At 55.5% G+C, this 13,483-nt stretch carries 12 protein-coding genes and 2 pseudogenes; 10 read left to right on the forward strand and 4 right to left on the reverse strand.

The features are described from left to right. Positions 1 to 62: 62 nt before the first annotated feature. Positions 63 to 998: a LysR family transcriptional regulator gene (locus AK59_RS0119650; RefSeq protein WP_029883595.1), complete on the forward strand. Its 936-nt coding sequence runs from the start codon at positions 63 to 65 to the stop codon at positions 996 to 998. 33 nt (positions 999 to 1,031) lie between these two features. Here the strand turns inward: AK59_RS0119650 and gyrB are convergent, their stop codons facing one another. The 4 genes from gyrB to dnaA are packed head-to-tail and all read right to left on the reverse strand — an operon-like array spanning position 1,032 to position 7,047. Beyond that, positions 1,032 to 3,443: a DNA topoisomerase (ATP-hydrolyzing) subunit B gene (gene gyrB, locus AK59_RS0119655; protein ID WP_013094780.1), complete on the reverse strand. Its 2,412-nt coding sequence runs from the start codon at positions 3,441 to 3,443 to the stop codon at positions 1,032 to 1,034. A 28-nt stretch (positions 3,444 to 3,471) separates the two neighbouring features. Then, on the reverse strand, positions 3,472 to 4,545 hold the full coding sequence (recF, locus tag AK59_RS0119660) for a DNA replication/repair protein RecF (RefSeq protein ID WP_013094779.1): 1,074 nt from the start codon (positions 4,543 to 4,545) through the stop codon (positions 3,472 to 3,474). Beyond that, a complete protein-coding gene (dnaN, locus tag AK59_RS0119665; RefSeq protein WP_008500170.1) occupies positions 4,545 to 5,645 on the reverse strand; it encodes a DNA polymerase III subunit beta in 1,101 nt (366 codons plus the stop codon). Before dnaN ends, recF begins: the two co-directional genes overlap by 1 nt. A gap of 4 nt (positions 5,646 to 5,649) precedes the next feature. Beyond that, positions 5,650 to 7,047: a chromosomal replication initiator protein DnaA gene (gene dnaA, locus AK59_RS0119670; protein ID WP_014830027.1), complete on the reverse strand. Its 1,398-nt coding sequence runs from the start codon at positions 7,045 to 7,047 to the stop codon at positions 5,650 to 5,652. Between the two features lie 637 nt (positions 7,048 to 7,684). Here dnaA and rpmH point away from each other — a divergent pair. The 9 genes and pseudogenes from rpmH to AK59_RS0119700 all read left to right on the forward strand — a co-directional run bounded on the left by rpmH (position 7,685) and on the right by AK59_RS0119700 (position 13,409). Then, positions 7,685 to 7,825 (forward strand): 50S ribosomal protein L34, encoded by a 141-nt coding sequence (gene rpmH / locus AK59_RS01000000123890; RefSeq protein WP_000831330.1) that lies wholly within the window; start codon positions 7,685 to 7,687, stop codon positions 7,823 to 7,825. A 16-nt stretch (positions 7,826 to 7,841) separates the two neighbouring features. Beyond that, a complete protein-coding gene (rnpA, locus tag AK59_RS0119675; RefSeq protein WP_028028049.1) occupies positions 7,842 to 8,201 on the forward strand; it encodes a ribonuclease P protein component in 360 nt (119 codons plus the stop codon). Beyond that, the gene (yidD, locus tag AK59_RS1000000124640) at positions 8,165 to 8,422 is read left to right on the forward strand and encodes a membrane protein insertion efficiency factor YidD (RefSeq protein WP_001307474.1); all 258 of its coding nucleotides are present in this window, start codon (positions 8,165 to 8,167) and stop codon (positions 8,420 to 8,422) included. Before rnpA ends, yidD begins: the two co-directional genes overlap by 37 nt. A gap of 2 nt (positions 8,423 to 8,424) precedes the next feature. Further along, entirely contained in the window at positions 8,425 to 10,065 is a 1,641-nt protein-coding gene (gene yidC, locus AK59_RS0119680; protein ID WP_029883596.1) for a membrane protein insertase YidC, read from the forward strand. 72 nt (positions 10,066 to 10,137) lie between these two features. Next, positions 10,138 to 11,502, forward strand: a complete 1,365-nt coding sequence (gene mnmE / locus AK59_RS0119685) for a tRNA uridine-5-carboxymethylaminomethyl(34) synthesis GTPase MnmE (RefSeq protein ID WP_020685446.1) — start codon at positions 10,138 to 10,140, stop codon at positions 11,500 to 11,502. Between the two features lie 34 nt (positions 11,503 to 11,536). Continuing rightward, positions 11,537 to 11,769 (forward strand): annotated as a pseudogene (locus tag AK59_RS1000000125510) (multidrug transporter subunit MdtL); the annotation flags it as partial. A 60-nt stretch (positions 11,770 to 11,829) separates the two neighbouring features. Then, positions 11,830 to 11,937, forward strand: a pseudogene (locus AK59_RS1000000125515) (HTH-type transcriptional regulator YidZ); the annotation flags it as partial. Between the two features lie 122 nt (positions 11,938 to 12,059). Further along, positions 12,060 to 12,806, forward strand: coding sequence for a 4'-phosphopantetheinyl transferase family protein (locus AK59_RS0119695; protein ID WP_029883598.1), 747 nt, complete (start codon positions 12,060 to 12,062; stop codon positions 12,804 to 12,806). A gap of 36 nt (positions 12,807 to 12,842) precedes the next feature. Continuing rightward, positions 12,843 to 13,409 (forward strand): NADPH-dependent FMN reductase, encoded by a 567-nt coding sequence (locus tag AK59_RS0119700; RefSeq protein ID WP_013099415.1) that lies wholly within the window; start codon positions 12,843 to 12,845, stop codon positions 13,407 to 13,409. Positions 13,410 to 13,483: the final 74 nt, after the last annotated feature.

Genomic DNA, 13,483 nt, shown 5'->3' on the forward strand with positions numbered 1-13,483 from the left:
TGACTCCTTGTTGCCAGTGGCGATAACTTTTCCCACTATTGACGCCATAATGGAAACAATCCATGACCAGTACGCTGAAGGATATTCCCGTTTTCGTGGCCGCCGTGGAGGCGGGCAGTTTTGCGCAGGCCGCGATCCGCCTGCATTTGTCGCGCTCCGCGGTGGGAAAAAGCATCGCTCGCCTGGAAGAGCGGCTGGGAGTCCGTCTGTTTCACCGCACCACCCGCAGCCAAAGCCTGACCGATAACGGGGCGCTTTTTTACGAGCGCTGCCTGCGTGCGCTGGAGGAGATTAGGGGCGCGGAGTCGCTGCTGGAAACGGGGAAGCAGCAGGTCAGCGGCCGCCTGCGTGTGGCCATGCCGGTGCTGTTTGGTCGCCAGTGCGTCGCGCCACTGCTGATAGAACTGGCGCAGGAACATCCCGGTCTTGAACTGGAAATGTCATTCAGCGACCGCGTGGTGGATCTCGTTGAGGAAGGGTTTGATATGGCGGTGCGCAACGGCACGCTGCAGGACAGTAGCGTTCTGGTCGCCAGAAGGCTGGGAGAACACCGCATGGTGCTCTGTGCTGCGCCAGAATATCTGCAAAAAAGCGGTCAGCCAGACACCGTTGCTGATTTACCCCACCATACTGCCATTAACTATCTGCGGGCAGGCAGAGTGTTACCCTGGCAGCTAATGGATAACGAAGGGAGATCGCACACCTTTACTCCCCGCTCATCCCTCAATATGGATGATTTACAGGCGATTTGCGACGCAGCGCTGGCAGGATACGGCATTGCATGGTTGCCCTGCTGGATGGCCCGCAGAGAAATACAGCAGGGGAAACTCATCCCGCTTTTAAAGCAGGCGCCAGACGTACGCTTCGACGTTCATGCAGTCTGGCAACAAACGCCGCATCTGCCACTCAGAGTCAGAATTGCCATCGATACGCTTGCCAGCCGTTTACCGTCAGTGCTGTCGCTGGATATGCCTGCGCCCAAAAAAAAGCCGCGCTAAATGCGCGGCCTGAGTCGTGCTGTATAACAACGATTAAATATCGATATTCGCCGCTTTCAGTGCGTTCTCTTCGATGAAGGCACGACGAGGTTCAACCGCATCGCCCATCAGGGTCGTGAACAGCTGGTCGGCAGCAATCGCGTCTTTAACGGTAACGCGCAGCATGCGACGGCTTTCAGGATCCATGGTGGTTTCCCACAGCTGATCCGGGTTCATTTCGCCCAGACCTTTATAACGCTGGATTGAGAGGCCGCGACGGGACTCTTTCACCAGCCATTCCAGCGCCTGTTCGAAGCTGGCCACCGGCTGGCGACGTTCGCCACGTTCGATGAACGCATCGTCTTCAATCAGACCACGCAGTTTCTCGCCGAGAGTGCAGATACGACGGTATTCCGGGCCGGTCACAAACTCGTGCTCCAGCGGGTAATCGGTATCGACGCCGTGGGTACGCACGCGAATAATCGGCTCAAACTGCTGCGCAGCGTTCTGCTGAACGTCGAACTTCCACTGGCTACCGTGCTGCTCTTTCTCGTTCAGCTCGCTCACCAGCGCGTTCACCCAGCGGGTCACCGCCTGCTCGTTGCTCAGATCGGCTTCAGTCAGGGTTGGCTGATAGATCAGCTCCTTCAGCAGCGCTTTTGGATAGCGACGCTCCATACGACCAATCATTTTCTGCGTGGCGTTGAACTCAGATACCAGACGCTCCAGCGGCTCACCTGCCAGTGCCGGAGCGCTGGAGTTCGCATGCAGGGTCGCACCATCAAGTGCGATCGCGATTTGGTACTGATCCATCGCGTCGTCATCTTTGATGTACTGTTCCTGTTTGCCTTTCTTCACTTTGTACAGCGGCGGCTGTGCAATGTAGACGTGGCCGCGTTCAACGATTTCCGGCATCTGACGGTAGAAGAAGGTCAACAGCAGCGTACGGATGTGCGAGCCGTCGACGTCCGCATCGGTCATGATGATGATGCTGTGATAGCGCAGCTTGTCCGGGTTGTATTCGTCACGACCAATGCCGCAGCCCAGCGCGGTGATCAGCGTCGCCACTTCCTGAGAAGAGAGCATTTTATCGAAACGCGCTTTCTCAACGTTGAGGATTTTACCTTTCAACGGCAGGATGGCCTGGTTCTTACGGTTACGGCCCTGCTTCGCAGAACCGCCCGCGGAGTCCCCTTCCACAAGGTACAGTTCGGACAGCGCCGGGTCGCGTTCCTGGCAGTCAGCCAGTTTGCCCGGCAGACCCGCTAAGTCCAGCGCGCCTTTACGGCGGGTCATTTCACGGGCTTTACGCGCCGCTTCACGGGCACGCGCTGCATCGATAATTTTACCGACAACAATTTTCGCGTCGTTCGGGTTTTCCTGCAGGTAGTCGCTCAGCAGTTCGTTCATCTGCTGTTCAACCGCCGATTTCACCTCAGAGGAGACCAGCTTGTCTTTGGTCTGTGAGGAGAACTTCGGATCCGGCACTTTCACGGAGACAACAGCAATCAGGCCTTCACGGGCGTCATCACCGGTGGCGCTGACTTTCGCTTTTTTGCTGTAGCCTTCTTTGTCCATGTAGGCGTTCAGGGTACGGGTCATCGCCGCACGGAAGCCCGCAAGGTGCGTACCACCGTCACGCTGTGGAATGTTGTTGGTGAAGCAGTAGATGTTTTCCTGGAAACCGTCGTTCCACTGCAGAGCCACTTCCACGCCGATACCGTCTTTTTCAGTAGAGAAATAGAAGATATTTGGGTGAATTGGCGTTTTGTTCTTGTTCAGGTATTCAACGAACGCTTTGATACCACCTTCATAGTGGAAGTGGTCTTCTTTGTTGTCGCGTTTGTCACGCAGACGAATTGAGACGCCGGAGTTCAGGAACGACAGTTCACGCAGGCGTTTTGCCAGGATGTCGTACTCGAACTCGGTGACGTTGGTGAAGGTTTCGAGGCTCGGCCAGAAACGCACCATGGTACCGGTTTTTTCGGTATCGCCGGTCACGGCCAGCGGCGCTTCAGGCACACCGTGCTGATAGATCTGGCGGTGAATTTTGCCTTCGCGCTGGATAACCAGTTCCAGTTTCTGCGACAGGGCGTTTACCACGGAAACACCTACGCCGTGCAGGCCGCCGGAGACTTTATAGGAGTTATCGTCAAATTTACCGCCTGCGTGCAGAACGGTCATGATCACTTCTGCAGCAGACACGCCCTCTTCCGGGTGGATACCGGTCGGGATACCACGGCCGTCATCCTGTACGGAAACGGAGTTATCGGCGTGGATGGTGACGATAATGTCTTTACAGTGACCCGCGAGCGCTTCGTCGATAGCGTTATCTACCACCTCGAATACCATGTGGTGCAGACCGGTGCCGTCATCCGTATCGCCGATATACATACCCGGGCGCTTACGCACCGCATCCAGCCCTTTCAGGACTTTGATACTGGAGGAGTCATAAGAATTCGACATCAACGTTTCTCGCTCATTTCAACTTGGGTTAATCCGTTATTTTACCCTTTTCCACGGTAAACATCTTCGAATTTTCGTCCGACATGTCCATAACGTGTTCAGCGCTAATGGCGCTGACGAAAACCTGCGACTGCGTGGCTTTCAGGCGGCTGGCAAGCAGCCCGCGCCGCGCGTCGTCAAGTTCCGAGGCAAAATCATCTATCAGGTACAGGCAGCGTCGCCCGCTTTCGCGGGTGAGGAACTCCCCCTGCGCCAGGCGCAGCGCGCACATCAGGAGCTTGAGCTGCCCGCGCGACAGAGTGTCTTCTACCGGCGCACCGTCAGCACGAATGCGGAAATCCGCCTTGTGCGGGCCGTGCGCGGTGTAGGTCAACATACGGTCGCGCTCGAAGTTTCTCTCCAGCACCTCGGCATAATCCGTCTCTTTTTCCCAGCCGCGCTGGAAGGAGAAGGTGAGAGAAAATTCAGGTAAAAACTGTTTACAGGTGTCGGCCATATCTTCGGCGATGCCTGCGCTGTATTCGGCACGCCAGCGGCTGATTTGTTCCGCAAGAGGAATTAATTCCATGTCCCACGGGCGCAGCTGGGCGTAGCGCGTGACCTGGCGCAATGCGGCGTTACGCTGCTTAAGCAGACGCTTCAGGTTGCTCCAGGCGTTAAAGAAACCGGCTTCGTTGTGAAAGCATCCCCAGTCGAGGAACGCTCTTCTGTATTTGGGGCCGCCGTTGAGTAAAGTAAACCCCTCCGGCGTGATCAGCTGCATCGGCATCAGCAGCGCCAGCTCCGCCACTTTGTGGCCGTCGGTACCGTCGATGCGCACCTTGCTGTCGCCCTGCTTGTCTTTGGTCAGGCCAATGGCGGTTTCCCGCTCCTCACCCTGCAAACGCCCGTGCAGGACAAAGGATTCCTGTTCGTGGCGAATCACGCGACCAATCTGCAAACTGCGAAACGCCCGGCCATGGCCGAGCGTATAGATGGCTTCAAGCACGCTGGTTTTGCCGCTGCCGTTTGCGCCAACCAGGAAGTTAAAGCCAGGGGATAAAGCGAGATCCGCGCTTTCGATATTGCGAAAGTCGCGGATCAACAGACGGGTGAGCGACATTACAGTCTCATTGGCATAACAACATACGCAGCCGACTGTGATGCGGCATCTTCAATCTGTACGCTCGAAACGGAGTCAGTCAGCAGAATGCGAACGTTCTCGCATTTCAGTGCATTCAGCACGTCCAGCACGTAGCTGACGTTAAACCCGATTTCCATCTCAGCCCCGGCGTAGGTGACGTCCAGAATCTCTTCTGCCTCTTCCTGCTCCGGGTTGTTGGCGGTGATTTTGATCTGGTTTTCACTTACGTACAGGCGCACACCGCGGAATTTCTCGTTCGAGAGAATGGCCGCACGGGCAAATGCCTGCTTGAGGCTATCGCAACCCGCTTCCAGCGTTTTGTCCGGGTTCTTCGGCAATACGCGGCGATAATCCGGGAAACGACCGTCAACCAGCTTGGATGTGAAGACGAAATCGCCCACGTGAGCGCGGATGTTGTTGCTGCCGATCTGCACGCGCAGCGGCGTGTCGCCACCGTCGAGCATACGCATCAGCTCAATTACGCCTTTACGCGGCACGATCACCGAATGGTTTGGTAGTGAGTCGCCAATTGGCATGGAACAGACCGCCAGACGGTGGCCGTCGGTGGCCACGGTACGCAGCTCTTCCCCTTCGGTTTCGAACAGCATGCCGTTTAAATAGTAACGAACGTCCTGGTGCGCCATAGAGAACTGCGTGGCTTCAATCAGACGCTTCATCGTCGCCTGCGGCAGGGTGAATTCGACTTCACTTTGCCAGTCGTCAAGGTTCGGGAAGTCCGCAGCAGGCAGCGTGGAGAGGGAGAAACGGCTGCGGCCAGAACGCACCAGCATGCGGTCGCCTTCCAGCTGCACCGCGATCTCTGCGCCTTCCGGCAGCCCGCGGCAGATATCAAAGAATTTACGTGCCGGAACCGTGGTCGCGCCTGCGTCATGCGGCTGAGTCAGCGTAACGCGCGCGATCATTTCCATTTCCAGGTCTGTGCCGGTCAGCGACAGCGTACCGTCCGCGACCTGAAGCAGCAGGTTTCCGAGAATAGGCAGCGTTGGGCGGCCACCTAATGGGCCACTCACCTGTTGCAGCGGTTTTAATAAATGTTCACGTTCAACGGTAAATTTCATAGCGTCACGATGATAATGTTCTGATTAAATTGGAAAAATCTTCTTTTATGTCGTGGCTTTCTTCGCGTAACTGCTCAATCTTGCGACAAGCGTGCAGCACGGTCGTATGGTCACGGCCACCAAACGCATCGCCGATCTCCGGCAGACTGTGGTTGGTTAACTCCTTTGCCAGCGCCATCGCCATCTGACGCGGGCGCGCCACCGAGCGGGAACGACGTTTAGACAGTAAATCTGCCACTTTGATTTTGTAGTACTCGGCCACCGTCTTCTGAATGTTGTCGATAGTGACCAGTTTTTCCTGCAGTGCCAGCAGATCGCGCAGCGCTTCACGCACAAAATCGATAGTGATCGCGCGGCCGGTAAAGTTGGCATTGGCGATGACGCGGTTCAGCGCCCCTTCCAGCTCACGAACGTTGGAACGCAGACGCTTGGCAATAAAGAACGCCACTTCACCCGGCAGGCGAATGTCGTTCTCATCGGCTTTTTTCATCAGGATCGCGACGCGGGTTTCCAGTTCCGGCGGCTCGATCGCCACGGTCAGGCCCCAGCCGAAGCGGGATTTCAGACGATCTTCCACACCGTTGATCTCTTTTGGATAACGATCCGAGGTCAAAATGATCTGCTGGTTACCTTCCAGCAGCGCATTGAAGGTGTGGAAAAACTCCTCCTGCGATCGTTCTTTATTCGCAAAGAACTGAATGTCATCGATCAGCAGCGCATCAACAGAACGATAATAGCGTTTAAACTCTTCGATCGCATTGTTTTGCAGGGCCTTTACCATGTCCTGAACGAAGCGCTCGGAGTGCATATACACCACTTTCGCATTTGGCTTGCGCGCCATAATGCCGTTACCCACCGCGTGCAGAAGGTGCGTTTTACCCAGACCCGTGCCGCCATAGAGGAACAGCGGGTTATAGGCTCCACCGGGGTTGTCTGCCACCTGGCGAGCCGCCGCGCGTGCCAGCTGGTTCGATTTACCTTCCACGAAGTTATCGAAGGTGTGTTTGACGTTAACGTTAGAGCGGTAGGTCGGTTCTGCCGGGGCAGGCACATTATCCCAACCCGGACGTGCAGCAGGAGCAACGCGAGGAGCCGGAGCGGGTGCCGCCTGAGCAGGCGCTGCCACGTTTACGGTTTCGCGCACCGTCTGGGTGACCGGCTTTGTGCCCACTTCAAAGCGCAGCTGCGGGGCATCTGACCCGCAGAAATCATTCAGCAGTCCGTTGATGTTATTAAGGTACTTGTCCCTTACCCAATCGAGCACAAAACGGTTTGGCGCATACAAAGCCAGCGTGTTATCGCTCAGTTCCGCCTGCAACGGGCGGATCCACATACTGAATTCTGTGGCTGGTAACTCATCCTGCAATCGGGCAAGACACTGCTGCCAAAGCGAAAGTGACACGGCGGACTCCACTCGAACAATAAAAGAAAACTATTGAATATTCATGATTGTTGGCGCACATCGACATGACCCAATGAGGGGGATGTGCGAACCGCTATCTGCGGTTATACACGCCATCGTTGAAACAACCTGAACGATATTGTGTTTATGCCCGGCCAGGATCGCTGGATCCCGATCGGGACCGCGGATCATAGCCTAAACTGAGCCAGAGATCTTCTGTTTCTCACAGATTCTTCCCGATTTATCCACAGGAAGATCCGAAACCGGGTAAGTGTAAACGATCCTGGCGGGAGTGCCCCACGATTTAGCCCGCATATTGGAAAATTTAATGAGAACAGACAATTTTTTGCTTAAATGATCTAACGAAGATCCAGGACGATCCTTGCGCTTTGTTGATGAGACCGTATAATCCTCGACCCGGCGCGTGATGCTCTTCTTCCTGCGTCGTCCGTTGCTCATTTTCCATGCGAAATCGTGCGGAAATACGCGGGAAATAAGGAAAGAGAATTGACTCCGGAGTGTACAATTATTACAATCCGGCCTCTTTAATCACCCACGCTGAGGCGTTAGTCGTTCGAATCTCGTTCGGGTATACGCAAAAGTCAGTGAATTTATTCAAGTTTAGGTAGAAATCGCCATGAAACGCACTTTTCAACCGTCTGTACTGAAGCGCAACCGTTCTCACGGCTTCCGTGCTCGTATGGCTACTAAAAATGGTCGTCAGGTTCTGGCACGTCGTCGTGCTAAAGGCCGCGCTCGTCTGACCGTTTCCAAGTAATAAAGCTAACCCCTGAGTGGTTAAGCTAGCATTTCCCAGGGAGTTACGTTTGTTAACTCCCGCTCATTTCACTTTCGTCTTCCAGCAGCCACTACGGGCTGGCACGCCGCAAATCACCATCCTCGGCCGCCAAAATTCGCTGGGGCATCCCCGCATCGGTCTTACTGTCGCCAAGAAAAACGTTAAGCGTGCGCATGAACGCAACCGGATTAAACGTCTGACGCGTGAAAGCTTCCGTTTACGTCAGCACGAACTGCCTTCTATGGATTTCGTGGTGGTGGCGAAAAAAGGGGTTGCCGACCTCGATAACCGTGCTCTCTCGGAAGCGTTGGAAAAATTATGGCGCCGCCACTGTCGCCTGGCTCGCGGGTCCTGATAGCCCTCATTCGGGTCTATCAACGCCTGATTAGTCCGCTACTCGGGCCACACTGCCGTTTCACGCCAACATGCTCAAGCTACGGAATTGAGGCATTGCGCAGGTTTGGAGTGATAAAAGGCAGTTGGTTGACGGTGAAACGCGTATTAAAATGCCACCCTTTACACCCAGGTGGAGACGACCCCGTCCCCCCAGGACCCTTTGATACCAGAGAACACTAACGATGGATTCGCAACGCAATCTTCTTATCATCGCTTTGTTGTTCGTGTCTTTCATGATCTGGCAGGCATGGGAGCAGGATAAAAATCCTCAACCCCAGCAGCAGACCACGCAGACAACGAGCAGCCAGGGGAGTGCCGCCGACCAGGACGTACCGGCCAGTGGCCAGGGGAAACAGATTACGGTTAAGACCGATGTGCTTGAGCTGACTATCAACACCCGTGGTGGTGATGTTGAGCAGGCGCTGCTGTTGACCTACCCGAAAGAGCTGAAGTCTACCGAGCCGTTCCAGTTACTGGAAACCACGCCAGAGTTTATCTACCAGGCGCAGAGCGGCCTGACCGGTCGTGATGGCCCGGATAACCCGGCTAACGGTGCGCGTCCACTGTACAACGTCGAAAACGACACCTTTGTACTGGCTGATGGCCAGAACGAACTCGTTATTCCGATGACCTACACCGACGCGGCAGGCAACACCTTCACTAAAACCTTCACCCTGAAACGCGGTGAATATGCAGTGAACGTGGGCTACAGCGTACAGAACGCCGGTGCGAAACCGCTTGAAGTATCGACCTTTGGTCAGCTGAAGCAGTCCATCAATCTGCCGTCTCACCGTGACACCGGAAGCAGCAACTTTGCGCTGCATACCTTCCGTGGCGCGGCATACTCCACGCCTGACGCGAAGTATGAGAAATACAAATTCGACACCATTGCCGATAACGAAAACCTGAACGTCAGCTCCAAAGGCGGTTGGGTGGCAATGTTGCAGCAGTATTTCGCAACGGCATGGATCCCAAATAACGACGGTACCAATAACTTCTACACCGCGAATCTGGGCAACGGTATTGCGGCTATCGGCTACAAATCTCAGCCGGTTCTGGTTCAGCCGGGTCAAACCGGTAAGCTGGCAAGCACCCTGTGGGTCGGCCCGGAAATCCAGGACAAAATGGCTGCTGTTGCACCGCACCTGGATCTGACCGTTGACTACGGCTGGTTGTGGTTCATCTCTCAGCCGCTGTTCAAGCTGCTGAAGTTCATCCACAGCTTCCTGGGTAACTGGGGCTTCTCCATCATCGTTATCACCTTCATCGTACGTGGCATCATGTACCCGCTGACCAAAGCGCAGTACACCTCCATGGCGAAGATGCGTATGCTGCAGCCGAAGATTCAGGCAATGCGCGAGCGTCTGGGCGATGACAAACAGCGTCAGAGCCAGGAGATGATGGCCCTGTATAAAGCAGAGAAAGTGAACCCGCTGGGTGGCTGCTTCCCGCTGCTGATTCAGATGCCAATCTTCCTTGCGCTGTACTACATGCTGATGGGTTCCGTTGAGCTGCGCCATGCGCCGTTCGCCCTGTGGATCCATGACCTGTCCGCACAGGACCCATACTACATCCTGCCGATCCTGATGGGCGTGACGATGTTCTTCATCCAGAAGATGTCTCCGACCACCGTGACCGACCCGATGCAGCAGAAGATCATGACCTTTATGCCGGTCATCTTCACCGTGTTCTTCCTGTGGTTCCCGTCAGGTCTGGTGCTGTACTATATCGTCAGCAACCTGGTGACCATCATCCAGCAGCAGCTGATTTACCGTGGTCTGGAAAAACGTGGCCTGCATAGCCGCGAAAAGAAAAAGTCCTGATTCGGTAAGTTAACGCTAAAATAAGGGCGGTCGATTGACCGCCTTTTTTATTTGTATTGAACGAGAGCAACCATGAGCCATAACGACACTATCGTCGCCCAGGCAACCCCACCGGGACGCGGTGGTGTAGGCATTTTGCGTATCTCCGGCCTGAAGGCGCGCGAGGTCGCTGAAGCGGTGCTGGGTAAACTGCCAAAGCCGCGCTACGCTGATTATCTGCCGTTTAAAGACAGCGACGGTACCCCACTGGACCAGGGCATTGCGCTGTGGTTCCCCGGCCCGAACTCCTTTACTGGTGAAGACGTGCTGGAGCTGCAGGGTCACGGTGGCCCGGTCATCCTCGACCTGCTGTTAAAACGTATTCTGACTCTGCCGGGCCTGCGCATTGCGAAGCCGGGCGAGTTCTCCGAACGTGCCTTCCTCAACGACAAGCTCGACCTGGCGCAAGCCGAGGCGATTGCAGACCTGATCGACGCCAGCTCTGAACAGGCGGCTCGCTCTGCTCTGAACTCGTTGCAGGGCGCGTTTTCCGCACGCGTAAATCACCTTGTGGAAGCACTTACTCACCTCAGGATCTACGTCGAAGCAGCGATTGACTTCCCGGATGAAGAAATCGACTTTCTCTCTGACGGTAAAATTGAAGCCCAGCTCAATGACGTGATGGCCGATCTCGATGCCGTTCGCGCCGAAGCGCGCCAGGGGAGCCTGCTGCGTGAAGGGATGAAGGTGGTCATCGCGGGTCGTCCAAACGCCGGGAAATCGAGCCTGCTGAACGCCCTCGCGGGCCGTGAGGCGGCGATCGTGACCGACATCGCCGGGACCACCCGCGACGTGCTGCGCGAGCATATTCACATCGACGGCATGCCGTTGCATATCATCGACACTGCGGGTCTGCGTGATGCCAGCGACGAAGTGGAGCGTATTGGTATCGAGCGCGCCTGGCAGGAGATTGAGCAGGCCGACCGTGTGCTGTTTATGGTAGATGGCACCACGACCGACGCCGTAGACCCGGCGGAGATCTGGCCGGACTTTATCGCCCGTCTGCCAGCTAAACTGCCGATCACCGTGGTGCGTAACAAAGCAGACGTCACCGGCGAAACGCTGGGCATCAGCGATGTGAATGGTCACTCACTTATCCGTCTGTCGGCCCGCACCGGCGAGGGCGTTGACGACCTGCGTAACCATCTCAAGCAGAGCATGGGCTTTGACACCAGCATGGAAGGCGGCTTCCTGGCGCGGCGTCGCCACCTGCAGGCGCTGGAAGAGGCGGCACGTCACCTTGAGCAGGGCAAAGCGCAGCTGATTGGCGCATGGGCGGGGGAATTGCTGGCGGAAGAGCTGCGCCTGGCGCAGCAGAATCTGAGTGAGATCACCGGGGAGTTTACGTCGGACGATCTGCTTGGGAGGATCTTCTCGAGCTTCTGTATCGGTAAGTGACCCCCGTTACTGAAGGGTGATTTCCCCCCAGGAAATCACCCTTGTCCAGTCGATTGCCGTACTCAAAGAGAGCCATCCGGCCGAAAAGTTTCTGAAGCGTTTTTTATTAGCCGATTATTGATCGCTACCCTGTGCGTGGCGGCGATCCTCACCTATGTAACCGTTTCCCTGGTGCTGCTGATGGAAACCATGGGTTTTAATCGCGAGCAGTATTCCACGATGGTCAGTATGGCGGTCTCGTTCTTGACGCCGTTTGCGCTCAATATACTGATCGGGATTCTGATTGGCTGTAGCATGCTCTGCATCCCTTTACTTATGGTCCTCCAGCCCTTCACGCTGATCTGGCATAAACGGAACAGCCATAATCCGAAAATCCTCTGGCTACGCGAGACCATCAAGGCGTTATATGGTGTCAGCGATCCAATTTTCGCCTAAGAAAATGTAAAGTTCGGTCCTCAGCCTTTTCTTACTATCATTTACTGATTAAAACAGGAGTTGAGTTAAGCGATAATGATGTAACCGTTTAACCGACTACGACCATTATCAAGGAGCGAAAAATGGCTACGCACTTTGCAAGAGGGATACTGACAGAAGGTCGTCTCGTATCGGCCAGAATTTCTTCAGCGTGTCACAGTGAAGCGCTCAAACTTCCTGAGCACCGTCGGTCGCGTTTTTTGGCGTCCCGGGCGCTTCTGGCTGAACTGCTGTTTATGCTGTACGGCACCAGTGAGCTGCCGGACATCATCATCCAACCTGAAGGTCGTCCGGTCTTTGCCGACCCGGAGTTGCCGCGTTTCTCCATTGCCTATACGGGCAATATTATTGGCGTAGCACTCACCACCGAAGGCGATTGTGGGCTGGATATGGAGCTTCAGCGCGCGACACGCGGTTTTCACGGCGCCAGCCCGCATGATTATTACCCGCTCTCCAGCAATGAACAGCTGTGGGTGCGCAACCAGAACGATCCCACTGAAGCCCGGGCTCAGCTTATCACCTTGCGTCAGAGCATTCGTAAGCTCTGTGGCTGCGCGTCAGATGATGCCAGTCAGCTGCAACTCCTGCCGGGCTCCGGACGCCTGCGCTCCACGCAAGCCGCGCTGGTAGAAGCGCTCAGCGATGTTGAGGATGTACTGATCTGGTCTGTAGCAGTGACACCTGCCATTGAACGGCTGAAAATCTGGGAATTTGACAGTAAACAGGGATGGAGTAGCCTTCCGGATGTGCCCGAACGTGCCAACGAGCCCGCCGCGCGCCTGATGAGATTAACCAGTTTACCGGCAGAAAAAGCATATACCCTTAGCTGATCCGTTCAGGGTCATCATGATGAAACAGGAGTAATCATGTCTGAAACGTTGAAAGTCGTTACATTACTGGGAAGCCTGCGCAAAGGTTCATTTAACGGGATGGTTGCCCGTACGCTGCCACAGTTGGCTCCGGCGGGTATGGAGATTAGCGCCCTGCCGTCCATTGGTGACATTCCCCTTTACGATGCGGACGTGCAGCAGGAAGAAGGCTTTCCGCAGAGCGTCGAAGCGCTGGCCGAGCAGATTCGCCAGGCTGACGGGGTGGTGATTGTGACGCCAGAGTATAACTACTCGGTTCCGGGTGGTCTGAAAAACGCAATTGACTGGCTATCCCGCCTGCCGGAGCAGCCGCTTTCCGGTAAGCCGGTGCTGATTCAGACCAGTTCAATGGGTGCCATTGGCGGTGCGCGCTGCCAGTATCATCTGCGCCAGATCCTGGTATTCCTGGATGCAATGGTCATGAACAAGCCGGAATTTATGGGTGGTGTGATTCAGAATAAGGTCGACCCGCAGACGGGTGAAGTGGTGGATCAGAGCACGCGTGACCATCTCTCTGGCCAGTTGACGGCGTTTGGGGATTATATCAAGAGGGTGAAGGCTTAAGTGAGGTGCGGGCTGATGCCCTCACCCCAGCCCTCTCCCACGGGAGAGGGTGCAAACATGTTTATTTTGCTGGG

Origin of the sequence: Enterobacter sp. T1-1 (assembly GCF_000710795.1) — a bacterium.
Lineage (GTDB): Bacteria > Pseudomonadota > Gammaproteobacteria > Enterobacterales > Enterobacteriaceae > Enterobacter > Enterobacter cloacae.